At 69.0% G+C, this 14,490-nt stretch carries 13 protein-coding genes; 1 reads left to right on the top strand and 12 read right to left on the bottom strand.

Annotation, left to right across the window (positions count from 1 at the left end):
• Nucleotides 1–6: 6 nt before the first annotated feature.
• Nucleotides 7–858, bottom strand: coding sequence for a transporter (locus TEF_06000; GenBank protein ANK80395.1), 852 nt, complete (start codon nt 856–858; stop codon nt 7–9).
• Between the two features lie 173 nt (nt 859–1,031).
• Between TEF_06000 and TEF_05995 the strand changes: the two genes are divergently transcribed.
• Nucleotides 1,032–1,439, top strand: coding sequence for a hypothetical protein (locus TEF_05995; GenBank protein ID ANK80394.1), 408 nt, complete (start codon nt 1,032–1,034; stop codon nt 1,437–1,439).
• 39 nt (nt 1,440–1,478) lie between these two features.
• On the opposite strand, the gene TEF_05990 is transcribed toward TEF_05995, so the two are convergent.
• The 11 genes from TEF_05990 to TEF_05940 form a co-directional block, all read right to left on the bottom strand.
• A complete protein-coding gene (locus TEF_05990; protein ANK80393.1) occupies nt 1,479–2,381 on the bottom strand; it encodes a UDP-3-O-[3-hydroxymyristoyl] N-acetylglucosamine deacetylase in 903 nt (300 codons plus the stop codon).
• A gap of 212 nt (nt 2,382–2,593) precedes the next feature.
• The gene (locus tag TEF_05985) at nt 2,594–4,258 is read right to left on the bottom strand and encodes a cell division protein FtsZ (protein ID ANK80392.1); all 1,665 of its coding nucleotides are present in this window, start codon (nt 4,256–4,258) and stop codon (nt 2,594–2,596) included.
• Nucleotides 4,259–4,403: 145 nt separating this feature from the next.
• Nucleotides 4,404–5,651: a cell division protein FtsA gene (locus tag TEF_05980; protein ID ANK80391.1), complete on the bottom strand. Its 1,248-nt coding sequence runs from the start codon at nt 5,649–5,651 to the stop codon at nt 4,404–4,406.
• A gap of 4 nt (nt 5,652–5,655) precedes the next feature.
• Nucleotides 5,656–6,531 carry a hypothetical protein gene (locus tag TEF_05975; GenBank protein ANK80390.1) on the bottom strand — a complete coding sequence of 292 codons (876 nt, stop codon included), beginning with the start codon at nt 6,529–6,531 and terminating at the stop codon, nt 5,656–5,658.
• Nucleotides 6,531–7,436, bottom strand: coding sequence for a D-alanine--D-alanine ligase (locus tag TEF_05970; protein ID ANK80389.1), 906 nt, complete (start codon nt 7,434–7,436; stop codon nt 6,531–6,533). Before TEF_05970 ends, TEF_05975 begins: the two co-directional genes overlap by 1 nt.
• The gene (locus TEF_05965; protein ID ANK80388.1) at nt 7,433–8,371 is read right to left on the bottom strand and encodes a UDP-N-acetylenolpyruvoylglucosamine reductase; all 939 of its coding nucleotides are present in this window, start codon (nt 8,369–8,371) and stop codon (nt 7,433–7,435) included. The genes TEF_05970 and TEF_05965 overlap by 4 nt, the downstream gene beginning before the upstream one ends.
• The gene (locus tag TEF_05960) at nt 8,368–9,786 is read right to left on the bottom strand and encodes a UDP-N-acetylmuramate--L-alanine ligase (protein ANK80387.1); all 1,419 of its coding nucleotides are present in this window, start codon (nt 9,784–9,786) and stop codon (nt 8,368–8,370) included. The genes TEF_05965 and TEF_05960 overlap by 4 nt, the downstream gene beginning before the upstream one ends.
• Nucleotides 9,783–10,901, bottom strand: coding sequence for an undecaprenyldiphospho-muramoylpentapeptide beta-N-acetylglucosaminyltransferase (locus TEF_05955; protein ANK80386.1), 1,119 nt, complete (start codon nt 10,899–10,901; stop codon nt 9,783–9,785). Before TEF_05955 ends, TEF_05960 begins: the two co-directional genes overlap by 4 nt.
• Nucleotides 10,901–12,022, bottom strand: a complete 1,122-nt coding sequence (locus TEF_05950; protein ANK80385.1) for a cell division protein FtsW — start codon at nt 12,020–12,022, stop codon at nt 10,901–10,903. The genes TEF_05955 and TEF_05950 overlap by 1 nt, the downstream gene beginning before the upstream one ends.
• Nucleotides 12,019–13,395, bottom strand: coding sequence for a UDP-N-acetylmuramoyl-L-alanine--D-glutamate ligase (gene murD, locus TEF_05945; GenBank protein ID ANK80384.1), 1,377 nt, complete (start codon nt 13,393–13,395; stop codon nt 12,019–12,021). Before murD ends, TEF_05950 begins: the two co-directional genes overlap by 4 nt.
• A 4-nt stretch (nt 13,396–13,399) precedes the next feature.
• The gene (locus TEF_05940) at nt 13,400–14,488 is read right to left on the bottom strand and encodes a phospho-N-acetylmuramoyl-pentapeptide-transferase (protein ANK80383.1); all 1,089 of its coding nucleotides are present in this window, start codon (nt 14,486–14,488) and stop codon (nt 13,400–13,402) included.
• Nucleotides 14,489–14,490 lie beyond the last annotated feature (2 nt).

The following is a 14,490-nucleotide window of genomic DNA, read 5'->3' as shown; positions in this document are numbered from 1 at the left end:
TATACATCAGAAAATGCTGTTCCAGACCTGCGAAATCCAGGAACCCTCGCTGGCCTCCGGCTCCAGGTCCTCGCCCTGGAGCATGGCATAGGAGTCCCGATACCACTGGCTCTGCGGGTAATTGTGGCCCAGCACGGCCGCGGTCGCCTGCGCCTCGTCGGTCACACCGAGGGACAGATAGGATTCGACCAGCCGGTGCAGCGCCTCGGGCGTGTGGCTGGTGGTCTGGAACTGCTCCACGACATTGCGGAACCGGTTGATGGCCGCGACGTAGTGACCGCGCTGCAGGTAGTAGCGGCCGACCGTCATCTCCTTGCCCGCCAGATGATCGCGGGTCAGCGCCAGCTTGGCCTGGGCATCCTGCGCGTAGGCCGAGCGCGGATAGCGCTGGAGAACCTCCTGCAACTTGTTCAGCGCCTCGCGCGTGCGGCCCTGGTCGCGCTCCACATCGGCGATCTGCTCGTAGTTGGAGACCGCGATCATGTAGTGGGCATAGGGCGTGTCCTTGCTGCCCGGATGCAGGCGAATGAAGCGTTCGGCCGCGCCGATGGCGAGGTCGTAATCGTTGGTCATGTAATAGGAGAAGATCGCCATGATCTGCGCCTTGGTGGCCCAGACCGAATAGGGATACTGCCGCTCGACCAGATCGAAGCCAGCCGCCGCCTGTTCGTAATCTTCGGCCACGAGCGCATCCAGCGCACTGTTGTAGAGCACTTCGACGGGGGGTTCCGGGGCTGGCTGCGCGCCGGCGACCGGAGTCTCGTCCTCGCCGCCCGAGCAGCCGGCGAGAAACGCGGCAAGCAGGGTCAACAGCGTCAGCGCGCCCAGTGAGCGCACGATCGGAAATCTGGATTCCATAGGGGCTTATTCTCACGACGGATGAGCGAAATCAAGCGGCCCCGAGCCCGTCCGCGCGCCGTAACGGAAGACGGCACGGGACTTGAAGCTTCCGGCTGCGGACCAGACGCCGACCGAGCCCGGCCGGAGCCAAGTCCCCAACTGGATCACAATTGGTGACAGGGAGAGACCAAATGCAACACGACCGAAGCGTCGACCGGCATGTCGGGGAGCGGATCCGCAGCCGCAGGGCCGAACTGGGCCTGACGCAGCACGATCTGGCGTCGACGCTGGGCATCTCCTACCAGCAGGTTCAGAAATACGAGACCGGGTCCAACCGCGTCAGCGCGGGACGGCTCTATGACCTCTCCCAGCGGCTCGGCTGCCATGTCGGATATTTCTTCGACGGGCTGGAACCGTCCACCGTGATGCCGGAACTCGGTCATGGCGGTCAGAACCGGACCACGATCGAACTGGCGCGCAATTTCAATCGCCTGCCGACCGGCACCGTGAAGGGGGCGATCAGCAGCCTGGTGCGCGCGCTGGCCGACGGCGAGGAAACCGACATTCAGGCCGCGGCCCACCGGATCGCGGCGGAATAGCCGCACCGCGGCAATGCGGGTCCGAAGGGATGCCGACGGTCAGTCGGCTGCGTCGACCAGCCTGAGCTCTTCCCAGTCAGCCGTTTCCTGTTCGATGACATAGTTGGCCCGGTCCGCGAACAGGGCCTTCAGCAACCGGTTGTTGAGCCCGTGACCAGCGCGTTCGCCGTGATAGGCGCCGACGATGCGATGGCCCGCGGTATAGAGATCGCCAATCGCGTCGAGCGCCTTGTGGCGCACGCTCTCGTCCTCGTAGCGCAGCCCCTCGGGATTCAGCACCTTGTCGCCCTGCACCACGACAGCGTTGTCCAGCGAACCGCCCTTGGCGAGTCCGGCCGCCCACATCCCCTCGATCTCCTCGTAGAGACAGAAGGTCCTCGCCCGCGCGACATCCTGCTCGAAGCTGTGGAAGCCGGGATGGAACTGCGTCGACTGCGCCGCGAGCAGCGCATTGTCGAAGGCGATGTTGAAGCTCAGCCGGAACTCGTCCGCCGGCGACAGCCGTGCCCAGGTCCGGTCGTCGCCGACGCGCACCTCGCGGAGGATGCGGATGACCCGGCGCGGCATGTCCTGCTGCTTGATGCCGGCCTCGCGGATCATCTCCACGAAGGGCGCGGCGCTGCCGTCCATCACCGGGGTTTCCGGGCCGGAGACGTCCACGAAGCAGTTGTCGATCTCCATGCCGGACAGCGCCGACATGACGTGCTCGATGGTGGCGACCGACGCGCCGTCCGCGTTGGCGATCGCCGTGCAGAGCCGCGTGTCGGCGACATGATCGAAGCGCGCCGGAATCACGGCGGCATCGCCTTCCAGGTCGGTACGGCGGAAAACGACGCCTGTATTCGCCGGGGCGGGCCTGAGGGCAAGGCGCACATCCACGCCGGAGTGGAGACCCACGCCGTTGCGCTCGACGCCCTTCGCGATGGTTTTCTGAAAGCTCACGCGTAATGCCCCTATCGTGACCCGATACCGGTACTCATCCAATCTGTCGGCCGGGTGAAAAAAAGCCCCTCGCCGGCCATGCTGTCGCCTCGATTAAGCGACTGAATCACTTAAAGAAAGGCGCTGTCAGGGTTATATGAACGGCCCTGACAGCGCTCAAGTCACTCTTTGTTACCCTCTGTTACCCTGCCAAGCCTCTGGCGGGGCGGTCTTCAGTTCGCCTGACGCCGCAGGAAAGCGGGAATGTCGAGGTCGTCCTCGACGGCCTGGCTGCGCTTCTGTTCCGGTTCGCCCAGATCCAGACGCGGCGCGCCCATCTGGGGCTCGCTGCGGGCCTCGTCTTCGGCGGAACCGCCGGTCCTGGCGCCGAACAGACCGCGTCGCGGTTCGGGTTTCGAAGCCTCCTCCTGCTTCGGTGCGCGACCGGTCAGCCGGTCGAACAGCGACCGCGCCTTCGGGGCGTCATCCCTTTCCGCACCCGCAGCATGACGCGGCGCGGCAACGGCGGGCTTCGGCTCGGGCTCGACCGGCGCCTTGCTGCCAATCACCGGACGGGCCGGCGGCGGACCGTTGCGGTTGGTCGGGAAGGTCGGAAACTCGTAGTTCTGCTTGTCCGCATGCTGTTCGGCGGCTTCGGCCCGGGGTTCGGGACGCGCCGCCGCTTCGGCGACGTCATCGACCACCGGAGGCTGAACGCGGGCTTCCTCGTCGGGCGCGGCATGGTCCTCCGGCTCCATCTTCAGCGCCGTCGCGCCGGCGCCGAATGACGGCATGCGGGGCATGGAAGGCTGCGGCTGCGGCGGATTGGCGGCGGCCTGCTGCGCCGCCGTGGCGGCCGGACGGCCCGTCTGACCCGTCGAGGCGACCACGCGCGGGGTGAAGCCGGCCATGGGCTCGGCGGCCTCTTCCTCGATCGCGTCGATGCCGGTGGCGACCACGGACACGCGCATCTGGCCGTCCAGTTCCGGGTCCAGGATGGAGCCGATGATGATGTGGGCGTCCTCGTCCACCTCCTCGCGGATCAGGCTGGCGGCCTCGTCGACCTCGTGCAGTGTCAGGTCCATGCCGCCGGTGACATTGATCAGCACGCCGCGAGCGGATTTCAGGCTGAGATCCTCGAGCAGCGGGTTGGCGATGGCGTCGCCGGCCGCGCGCCGCGCCCGCTCCTCGCCCTCGGCCTGGCCGGTGCCCATCATCGCCTTGCCCATCTCGTTCATCACGGTGCGGACGTCGGCGAAGTCCAGGTTGATCAGGCCGGGCTGCACCATCAGGTCGGTGATGGAGCGCACGCCCGAGTGCAGCACCTCGTCGGCGATCTTGAAGGCGTCGGCGAAGGTGGTCTTCTCGTTGGCCACGCGGAACAGGTTCTGGTTCGGAATGACGATCAGCGTGTCGACATTGCGCTGCAGTTCCTTGACGCCCTCCTCGGCGATCGCCAGGCGGCGCTTGCCTTCGAACTGGAAGGGCTTGGTGACCACGCCGACGGTTAGCACGCCGGCCTCGCGGGCCGCGCGGGCGATCACGGGTGCGGCGCCGGTGCCGGTGCCGCCGCCCATGCCGGCGGTGATGAAGCACATGTGCGCGCCTTCGAGATGCTCCATGAGCTGGGGCATGGCCTCCTCGGCGGCCTGGCGGCCGACATCGGGCTGGGCGCCGGCGCCCAGCCCCTGGGTCAGACCCGCGCCAAGCTGGATCTGCTTGGAGGCGCGGGACTTGTTCAGCGCCTGCGCGTCGGTGTTCGCGGCGACGAACTCCACGCCCTGCAGTTCGGATTCGATCATGTTGTTGACTGCGTTGCCGCCGGCGCCACCCACGCCGAAGACGACGATCCGGGGCAGCGTTTCCGTCAGTTCCGGATAAGTCAGATTGATGGGCATGTTGATGCCTCCTTGCTCAATGCTCGACAGAGGGGTTCAGGGTTGCGGAGCCGGTTTGCCGGTCCCGTGGCGCTGTTCGCGGGCGCGCCTTCCCGTCGGTTCCCCGACCGGGGGAATTGCGTGTGGATTCGATCGGCCCGGGCCATCAGAAGTTCTCCCTGAGCCAGCGGCCGATGCGGATCAGCCCGCCGCTGCGGCGCTGCGCCGTGGGGCCGCCGGCGAGCTGCGCCCTGGCCTCCAGCCTGCGGTCGGCGAAGGCCAGGCTGCCGGCCAGCGCACAGTAGGCGGGGCTCAGCATGGCCTCGGGCAGACCCGTGACGTTCTGGGGGCGGCCGATACGAACCGGCTTGTCCAGGATGTCGTGAGCGAGGCGGTCGATTCCCGACAGCAGGCTGCCGCCGCCGGTGAGCACGATCTTGCGCCCGGCCATGGCGGCATGGCCGCTCGATTCGATGCGTTCGCGCACGGTCTCCAGGATTTCCTCGACGCGCGGTCGGATGACGCCGATCAGCAGCGACAGCGGCATGCGGCTGGAGGCGCTCTCGGTCCAGCCGTCGCCGATCGCGGGCACGGGGATCGTCTCGTCGTCGTCATGCGGGCCGACGAAGACGCCGCCGCGTGTGGTCTTCAGCCGCTCGGCGGCATCGATCGAGGTGGCGAGAATGCGGGCGATGTCGTTGGTGACGTGCGCGCCGCCGATCGGCACCGAATCGACGTGGATCAGGTGCCCGTCGCGGAAGATGCCGATCTTGGTGACGCCGGCGCCGATGTCGACGACCACCGCGCCGAGGTCCCGCTCGTCCCAGGTCAGCGCGCCGAGTCCGGCCGCGTAGGCGCCGGCCACCAGGTCGACCGGCGTCAGGTGCGCACGGCCGATGCAGATGTCCAGGTTGCGCTGGGCCGAGGTGGCGGCGGTGACGATGTGAACGTCGACGCCCAGCCGCCGGCCTTCCATGCCGCGCGGATCGTGGATGCCGCCGGCGCCGTCCAGGGAAAAGCCCACGGGAATGGCGTGCAGCACGGAGCGTTCGCCCGGCTCCGAGCGGGCGCCGGCCTGCTTCAGCAGGCGCTGCACGTCATGATCGCCGATCGGACGGTCCGGGGCAGCCACCTCGACACCCACCATGTGGGAGGCGGGATGGCCGCCCGAGAGCACCACGAAGACCTCGTCGATGGCGATCCCGGCCATCTTCTCGGCGGTATCCACGGCGGCGCGGATCGCGGCTTCCGCCGCGTCCATGTCGGTCACCACGCCCTTGCGCAGCCCGTGCGCGCGCCGCGTGCCGGCGCCGAGGACGCGGTAGCCGTCCTCGCCGGGCCGGGCGACGACGCAGGCCACCTTGGCGGAACCAACGTCGAGCGCGGCGATGATGTGGGAACGCGAACTGGCCATGCTTTCAGGTCTCCCGCTCAACCGCGCCGGGTTCGGCGGCCGGCGGCTCCAGCCGCACGATCACCCGTCCGGGCACGCGAAGATCGATAAGATTCAGACGCTTCTCCAACAGCCCGTCCCGGCGGTTGACCTCGCTGAAGCGGGCCCACGCCTCGCCGGGATCGGTCTCCGGCAGGCGCACGGTGACGCCGCTTTCCATGCCGATGTCCCAGCGGCGTTCCCGGATCAGGCTGGCGGTGCTCACCTGGCGCTTCAGCGCCGGCGCGCTGTCCAGCAGGGCGAACAGTTCGGCCGCTCGGAGGTTCGCGCCCGGCCCCACCAGCCGCGGCAGAGTGAGGTAGCGCGCGCCCACATCGGCCAGAATCACCTGGCCCGTACGGTCGATCAGCGCGGTGCGGCCATCGAGCTGCCAGCGCGCGAAGGGCTCGCGTTCGACGATGGCGATGTGCAGCCGGTCCGGCAGACGGCGGGTGACCGTCGCGGTCTCGACCCAGCCGACACCCTCCACGCGATGCTGCAGGTCCTCCAGGTCGAGGCGCAGGATCGGGTCGCCGACGGCGACGCCCAGCGCGCGGCGAAGCGCCTCGGGGCCGGCCCGGCGGCGGCCTTCCAGCGTCACTTCGGCGACACCCAGCCCTGCGGCGCGGAATGCAGTGTCGAGGCCCTGGTCCATCGCCGCCAGCGCCGCGCCGTGCCAGTCCCGCTGCAGGCCGACATAGCCACCGGCCAGGGCGACCGCGAAGGCTCCGGCGATGACGAAGCGGCCGAGCTTGCGATGACGCTGGCGCCGCAACAGTTCCCGCTCCACCGGCGCCTTGCGGCCCGCCGCGCCCTTGCTCTTCTCGCCGCCGCCCAGCACGCGGTCGGCGCTGTCCGCCATCAACGGTCGCATGATGCGTCCTCCACCAGTTCCCTGCAGAGGTCCTCGAAGCTGAGTCCCTGGTGCGCGGCGATTTCCGGCGCCAGGGACGTGGGCGTCATGCCCGGCTGGGTATTGACCTCCAGCAGGTAGAGTTCCGCGCCGCCCGCACCGGTGTCGTCGTAGCGAAGATCGCTCCGGGTCAGACCGCGGCAGCCGAGCGCCTTGTGAGCGCGCAGCGAATAGTCGAGCGCCAGTTTGTAGTCTCCCTCCGGCATGGGCGCGGGCATCAGGTGCTTCGACCCGCCCGGCGCGTATTTCGCTTCGTAGTCGTAGAAGCGGCCCGGCGAGACGATCTCGATGGCGCCCAGCGCCCGGTCGCCCATGACGGCGACCTGGATTTCCCGGCCGGGGATGTATTTTTCGACCAGCAGGCGCTCATCCGGTTCGCCCTGATCGAGCGGGCGGAAATTGTCGCCTTCCAGGATGATCTCGACGCCCACCGAAGAGCCCTCGTTGAGCGGCTTCAGCACCAGCGGCGGCGCGTATTTCCGGCTCGCGGCCAGCGCCTTGCGGGTCATGACCTCGCCGTCGGGCACGGCGATGCCGGCGTCGCGGAACAGGATCTTCGCTTCGGGCTTGTTCATCGCCAGGGCCGAGGCAAGGACCCCGGAGTGCGTGTAGGGAATACCCATCATTTCCAGCATCCCCTGCACCGTGCCGTCCTCGCCGTAGCGGCCGTGCAGGGCGTTGAAGACCAGATCGACCTTCGCGGCGTTCAGGGTCTCGGCAATGCGCCGGTCGACGTCGATGCGGACCACGTCGTGGCCCAGCGATTCCAGCGCCTTCGCGCAGGCCTCGCCGGTGACCAGCGAAACTTCGCGCTCGGCCGACCAGCCGCCCATGATGACCGCGATCCGGCTCATGAGCGGGCCTCCCGGGCGACGCCGATGCGCCGGATCTCCCAGCGGAGTTCGATGCCGGTGACGGCCTTCACGCGTTCGCGCACCGTCTCGCCCAGGGTCTCGAGGTCGGCGGCCGTGGCCGCACCGCGGTTGATCAGGAAATTGCAGTGCTGCTCCGAAACCTGGGCGTCGCCGATCACCAGGCCGCGGCAGCCGGCGCGGTCGATCAGTTCCCAGGCCTTGTGTGCGGGCGGGTTGGCGAAAGTGCTGCCGCCGGTGCTGGTCTTCACCGGCTGCGTGGTGGTGCGTTCGGCGCTGATCTCGTCCATCCGGCGGCGGATGGCCTCCCGATCGCCCGGCTCGGCGCGCAGGACCGCTTCCACGAAGATCCGGTCCTCGGGCAGCGAACAGTGCCGATAGCCATAGCCGAGTTCCTCGACCGAAGACCATTGCAGGAAGCCGTCCCCGTCCACCCAGCGCGCGGCGAGCACGATGTCCTTCATCTCCTGACCATAGGCGCCGGCGTTCATGCGCAGCGCGCCGCCGATGGTGCCCGGGACGCCGCGCAGGAATTCATAGCCCTTCAGCCCGCGGTCGCGCGCCCGCAGCGCCACCGAGACGTTGCTGCAGCCCGCGCCCACGCGCAGGCCGCGCGCGTCGTCCTCGATATGACCGAAGCCCCGGCCCAGCCGGATGACGACACCGGGGACGCCGCAGTCGCGCACCAGCAGGTTCGCGCCCGCGCCGATGAAGGTCAGCGGCGCGTCCTTCGGCCGGTTCGCCATGAAGTGAACCAGATCGTTCAGGTCGGCGGGCCGAAACAGCACCTCCGCCGGACCGCCGACGCGGAACCAGGTCAGGTCCCTCATCGGCGCCTCGGCCGTGTAGCTGCCGCGCACCTGCGGCAGACGGTCGATCAGCGATGTGGCCCGTCGTGTCATCACCGCCGCCCTCATGCCGTTCCGTCCTGCAGCGCCTGGAGCTGCCCGGGCAGCGCGTTCGCCCACTGGGTGATGGAGCCCGCGCCGAGACAGACGACCATGTCCCCCCCTTCCGCTTCGTCCAGCACCATCGCCGCCAGCGCTTCCGGTCCGGCGAGCGCGCGCACGCGGCGATGTCCGCGGGCGTTCAGCCCCTCGATCAGGGCGTCGCGGTCGAAACCTTCGATCGGCTGTTCGCCGGCCGGATAGACAGGCGCCACCAGCACGGTGTCGGCGTCGTTGAAGCAGGAGCAGAAGTCGCCGAAGAGCGCGGCGAGCCGCGAGTAGCGGTGCGGCTGGACCACGGCAATGACGCGGCCGGCCGTGCTCTCACGCGCGGCCTTCAACACGGCGGCGATCTCCACCGGATGATGACCGTAGTCGTCGATTACGGTGACGCCGCCGGCCTCACCGGTCTTCGTGAAGCGCCGTTTCACGCCGGAGAAGGCGGCGAGCCCGTCGCGGATCGCCTCGTCGCCGATGCCGATCTCTCGGGCGACAGCAATCGCGGCCAGGGCATTGAGGATGTTGTGGCGGCCCGGCATCGGCAGCGTCAGGCCATCGACGCGCGATTCCGCACCGGTGCGGCGGTCGTGGAACTCGACGGCGAAATGGGCCGCGCCTTCGCTGAAGCTCTCGTCGACCGCGCGCACGTCGGCCTGGCGGCTGAAGCCGTAGGAGATGACGCGGCGGTCGGTGATCTGGCCGATCAGCGACTGCACTTCCGGATGGTCGATGCACATCACGGCGACGCCGTAGAAGGGGATGTTCTCGACGAAGGTGACGAAGGCATCGCGGATCTCGTCGAAGTCGGCGTAGTGATCCAGGTGTTCGGCGTCGATGTTGGTCACGATCACCGCAGCGGCCGGCAGCCTGACGAAGCTGCCGTCGGACTCGTCAGCCTCCACGACCATCCACTGGCCGCGGCCCAGACGGGCGTTGGTGCCGTAGGCGTTGATGATGCCGCCGTTGATCACGGTCGGATCGAAGCCGGCATGGTCGAGCAATTGCGCCACCATGGAAGTCGTCGTCGTCTTGCCATGGGTGCCGCCGACAGCCAGCGCCCATTTCAGCCGCATCAGCTCGGCCAGCATTTCGGCGCGGCGGACCACCGGCACGTGCCGTTCGCGGGCGGCGCGAACCTCCGGGTTGTCGGCCTTGACCGCCGAGGAGACGACCAGCGCCTGCGCCTCGCCCAGGTTCTCGGCGCGGTGGCCGATCGAAATCCCGATGCCGAGACCGCGCAGCCGCTCGACATTGGCGCTCTCGGCGATGTCGCTGCCCTGCACGCGGTAACCCAGCGTGTGCATCACCTCGGCGATGCCGCTCATGCCGATGCCGCCAATGCCGACGAAATGGATGGGTCCGATATCCAGGGGCATCTGGGTCATGTCCGGTCCTCCACACTACGCACGCCGGAAACTTCTTCGACCAGATCGGCGAGCCGCTCGGCCGCGTCGGGCATCGCGATCTGCCGTGCGGCCGCCGCCATGCGCGACAGGGCCGCCGGATCCTCCAGCAATGCCTCCAGCGTGCGGCGGCAGGTCGCCACGTCGAATCTCTCGTTGGGCACCAGCCAGGCCCCGCCGGCATCGGCCATGGCGCGGGCGTTGGCCGTCTGATGGTCGTCGGCGGCGTGGGGATAGGGCACCAGGACCGAGGGCCGCCCGGCAACGGCGAGTTCGTTCACGGTCGATGCGCCGGCGCGGGACAGCACCAGATGCGCCGTACCCAGAAGCGCCGCCATGTCCTCGAAGAAGGGCTCCAGCCGTGCTTCCATCCCGGCGGCGGCATAGGCGGCGCGGGCGGCATCCATGTTCTCCGGGCGAACCTGCTGGGTGACGCTCAGCCGCGACCTGAGCCGCTCGGGCAGGCCGCCCAGGGCCTCGGGCACCGTCTCGGCGAAGACCGCCGCGCCCTGACTGCCGCCGAACACGAACAGGTTCAGCGGGCCGTCATGACCGGGGCTTTCATAGGGCGCATCCCGCAGGGTCAGGATCGCGTCACGAACCGGATTGCCGACCACCACGGTGCGCGTGTCCTCGAACCGCTCCAGCCCGCCGGTCGCCGCGAAGGAGAGACCGACCGCAGCGGCGCGGCCGGCGAAAAGCCGGTTGGCGCGGCCGGCGAACGCGTTCTGCTCATGCAGGACGATGGGCCGGCGCTGCCGCCCCGCCGCCCAGAGCGCGGGCAGGGAGGCGTAACCGCCGAAGCCGATGACGGCCGCAGGCGCCAGACGCCGCAGGGCCGCCAGTGCCTGCATGCAGCCACGCCCCATGCGTACCGCCGACCGCAGCTTCTGGCCGATTCCGCCGGCCGGAGACGCCGCTTCGACGGTGACGATCTCGGCGTCGGGGAACCGCTGGCCGAACTGCGCTCCGCGCCGGTCGGTCATCAGCGCCAGACCATGGCCACGGCGCGCGAGCTGCTCGGCCAGCGCCTGCGCCGGGAACAGGTGGCCCCCGGTCCCGCCGGCGGTCAGCACGAATTTCTTCCGCGCCGCCATCAGCCGCCGCCTCCCGGCGCCTGACGGCGCATCAGCGCCAGCAGGAAACCCGCGCCGATCGACAGGGCCACCAGCGAGGAGCCGCCATAGGAGATGAATGGCAGGGTCATGCCCTTGGTGGGCAGCAGATTGAGATTGACGCCGATATTGACCGCCGCCTGCAGGCCGAACATGGCGAGGAAGCCAGTGCAGCAGAGCACGACGAACAGATCGTCCTCGCGGCGCATGCGCATCAGTCCGCGCACCACGATCAGGGCGAACAGGGCGATGCCGACGACGCAGGCCAGGGCGCCGAACTCCTCCGCGGCGACGGCGAACACGAAGTCGGTATGGCCGTCGGGCAGCAGGTACTTCACTTCCCCCTGCCCCGGACCGCGGCCGGTCAGGCCGCCGGCCTCGAAGGCTTCCAGCGCGCGCTCGACCTGGTAGTTCTCGGCCGACGGATCGAGGAACCGGTCGAAGCGTTCCCGGACATGTTCGAACAGGTGATAGGCGCCGAACAGCGCCCCCGCCCCCGCCGCCGCCAGCACGCCGACCAGCAGCATGGGCATTCCGGCGACGAAGTACTGGGCGGCCCAGACGCAGGCCACGACCAGCGACATGCCGATGTCCGGCTGCATTGCCAGAACGCCGACGATCAGCAGGCAGAGCAGGGCGGAAATGCCGACGCCCGGCGGTCCGCCGGGTTCGCGGCGGCCGGCGGCGATCAGCCAGGCGGTGACCACGACGAAGGTCGGCTTGATGAACTCCGAGGGCTGCACCGAAAGACCGCCCAGGCGGAGCCAGCGGGTGGCGCCGTTGACGTCGACGCCCATGAACAGCGTCGCCAGCGTGGCGAGGAAGGCCAGCGCGAAACCGATGATGGCAAGGCGCCGCACCTGCGCGACCGAAAGGATCGAGAGTCCGACCAGCGCCGCCAGCGCGGGCGCGAGGAAGATCATCTGGCGCTGCACGAAGAAGAAGTGGTCCAGCCCCTTGCGGTGCGCGGTCGCGGGCCCCGCCGCCAGGGTGAGGGTGATGCCGATGCCGATCAGCAGCACGAAGGCGACCAGGGTGAACTTGTCCACCGTCCACCACCAGCGGCCCAGGGTCGAGCGGTCGGTGCGTCCGAAGCCGATCATGACGCGCCCTCCGCGTCCGACCGTTCGATGATGAAGGACGCCACGGCGCGGAATGCGTCGCCGCGCGCCTCGAAGTTCGGGAACTGGTCGAAGCTGGCGCAGGCAGGCGACAACAGCACCACGCCGGAACCGGCCTGCCGGGCGTCGGACCAGGCGGTCTCGACCGCCGCGGCCAGCGTACCGCAGCGCCGGGTCTCGACGCGGCCCTCCAGCTCGTCCGCAAAGGCGGCTTCAGCCTCGCCGATCAGATAGGCGCGGCGCACCCGCTCGAGGAACGGGTAAAGCGGGCCCAGTCCGCCCTGCTTCGGCTTGCCCCCGGCGATCCAGTAGATGCCGGCGAAGGCGCCCAGCGCCCGGGCCGCGGCCTCGGCGTTGGTGGCCTTGGAGTCGTTGTAGAAGGTTATGCCCTCGCGCTCGCCGATGCGTTCGATCCGGTGCGGCAGACCGGGAAAGCTCGCGATGGCGCGGGCGATATCGGCGGTCCGGCAGCCGATGGCGCGGCAGGCTGCGTAGGCGGCGGCGGCATTCTGGTGATTGTGCGCGCCCGGCAGCGCCCTGGCCGCCGCAAGGTCCATGACCTTCAGCCCGCCATCGAAGAGCTGGCCCTTCAGGACATAGACCCCATCGGCCAGCGGCCGGCCGACGGCGACGGGCACGACATGGACGTCGTGGCGGTCGGCGAGGCGCTGCGCCAGATCCGCGCCGAAGTCGTCGTCGACGCCGATCACCGCCGTGTCGCCCTGGCCGACCCGGGCGAACAGCCGCTCCTTCGCCGCGACATAGCCGGCCATGCCGCCATGCCGGTCCAGATGGTCGGGGGTGATGTTGAGCAGCACGCTCACCTTCGGCTTGAGCGATTCAGTGAGGTCGAGCTGATAGGAGGAGAGCTCCAGGACGCAGACCTGCTCCGGCTTCGGCGGCTGCAGGTCGAGCACGGCGGTGCCGATATTGCCGCCGACCGCGGCGTCGACGCCGCAGGCGCTCAGGACATGGCCGATCAGCGCCGTTGTCGTGGACTTGCCGTTGGTGCCGGTCACACCGATAACACGCGCCTCGGGACAGGCGCGGACGAAAAGCTCGATGTCGCCGGCGATCTCGACGCCGGAGGCCGTGGCCGCGCGGATCGCCGGATGCGGCTCGGGATGGGTCAGCGGTATGCCCGGCGCGGGCACCAGCATGTCGACGGCGGCCCAGTCGATACGCTCGAGCGCTTCAACCGGGGCGTCCTTCAGCGCGGCGCGGCGTTCGGCGCTGTCGTCCCAGGCGACGACCTCGGCGCCGCCGGCGCGGGCGGCGCGGACAGTGGCAAGGCCGCTCTTGCCGAGGCCCAGGACCGCGATCCGTTTCCCCTCCATCCCCCTCAATGCGATCATCGGCTCACCTCAGCTTCAGCGTGGCGAGGCCGATCAGCGCCAGGATGAGGGCGATGATCCAGAAGCGGATGACGATGGTGGGCTCTTCCCAGCCTTTCTGTTCGAAATGGTGGTGCAGCGGCGCCATGCGGAAGACGCGGCGGCCGGTCAGCTTGAAGCTGGCCACCTGAACGATGACGGAAACGGTTTCCAGAACGAACAGGCCGCCGACGATGGCGAGCACGAACTCGTGCTTCACCACGACGGCGATGGCGCCGAGCGCGCCGCCCAGCGCCAGGCTGCCGGTGTCGCCCATGAAGACCATCGCCGGCGGCGCGTTGAACCACAGGAACCCCAGAGCGGCGCCGACCAGCGCGCCGGTGAAGACCGCCAGCTCGCCCGCGCCGGGCACGAAGTTGATCTGCAGGTACTCGGCGAAGACCGTGTGACCGCTGACATAGGCGATCAGCGCGAAGGTGGCGGAGGCGATCATCACCGGCACGATGGCGAGGCCGTCCAGCCCGTCGGTCAGGTTCACGGCATTCGCCGTGCCGACGATGACGAACATGCCGAAGGGCACGAAGAACCAGCCGAGATCGAGCATGAAGTCCTTCACGAACGGGAAGGCGAGCTGGTTGGACAGGTTCTCCGGCGCAATCAGCGCCAGCCAGACGGTGGCCACCAGGCAGATCCCGAACTCGACGCCCAGTCGCAACCGGCCCGGCAGGCCGCGATGGGTGCCGCCCTTCACCTTGGAATAGTCGTCGACGAAGCCGACCAGACCGAAGCCAAGGGTCACCATGACGACGATCCAGACATACTGGTTCGACAGATCCGCCCAGAGCAGCGTCGCCACCGTGACGGAGAACAGGATCAGGAACCCGCCCATGGTCGGCGTGCCCTGCTTCTTCACGATGTGGCCCTGGGGCCCGTCCTCGCGGATCGGCTGGGCGTAGCGCGGCTGGGACCGCAGCCAGCGGATGAAGTAGGGCCCGACGATGAAACAGACGAGCAGCGCCGTGATGACCGCGCCGCCGGTCCGGAAGGTCAGATAGCGGAACAGGTTGAAGAACAGGAACTGCTCCGAAAGCGGCGAAAGGAGGTTGTAGAGCATGC

Source organism: Rhizobiales bacterium NRL2 (assembly GCA_001664005.1).
Taxonomy (GTDB): Bacteria; Pseudomonadota; Alphaproteobacteria; order Minwuiales; family Minwuiaceae; genus Minwuia.
Note: the sequence above shows the minus strand (reverse complement) of the source record. Positions and strands in the feature narration are given on the sequence as shown.

What these genes read in the sequence shown, in the direction of transcription:
- TEF_06000 (ANK80395.1), bottom strand. Translation starts at nt 858, where the DNA reads ATGGAATCCAGATTTCCGATCGTGCGCTCACTGGGCGCGCTGACGCTG.
- TEF_05995 (ANK80394.1), top strand. Translation starts at nt 1,032, where the DNA reads ATGCAACACGACCGAAGCGTCGACCGGCATGTCGGGGAGCGGATCCGC.
- TEF_05985 (ANK80392.1), bottom strand. Translation starts at nt 4,258, where the DNA reads ATGCCCATCAATCTGACTTATCCGGAACTGACGGAAACGCTGCCCCGG.
- TEF_05980 (ANK80391.1), bottom strand. Translation starts at nt 5,651, where the DNA reads ATGGCCAGTTCGCGTTCCCACATCATCGCCGCGCTCGACGTTGGTTCC.
- TEF_05975 (ANK80390.1), bottom strand. Translation starts at nt 6,531, where the DNA reads ATGGCGGACAGCGCCGACCGCGTGCTGGGCGGCGGCGAGAAGAGCAAG.
- TEF_05970 (ANK80389.1), bottom strand. Translation starts at nt 7,436, where the DNA reads ATGAGCCGGATCGCGGTCATCATGGGCGGCTGGTCGGCCGAGCGCGAA.
- TEF_05965 (ANK80388.1), bottom strand. Translation starts at nt 8,371, where the DNA reads ATGAGGGCGGCGGTGATGACACGACGGGCCACATCGCTGATCGACCGT.
- TEF_05960 (ANK80387.1), bottom strand. Translation starts at nt 9,786, where the DNA reads ATGACCCAGATGCCCCTGGATATCGGACCCATCCATTTCGTCGGCATT.
- TEF_05955 (ANK80386.1), bottom strand. Translation starts at nt 10,901, where the DNA reads ATGGCGGCGCGGAAGAAATTCGTGCTGACCGCCGGCGGGACCGGGGGC.
- TEF_05950 (ANK80385.1), bottom strand. Translation starts at nt 12,022, where the DNA reads ATGATCGGCTTCGGACGCACCGACCGCTCGACCCTGGGCCGCTGGTGG.
- murD (ANK80384.1), bottom strand. Translation starts at nt 13,395, where the DNA reads ATGATCGCATTGAGGGGGATGGAGGGGAAACGGATCGCGGTCCTGGGC.
- TEF_05940 (ANK80383.1), bottom strand. Translation starts at nt 14,488, where the DNA reads ATGCTCTACAACCTCCTTTCGCCGCTTTCGGAGCAGTTCCTGTTCTTC.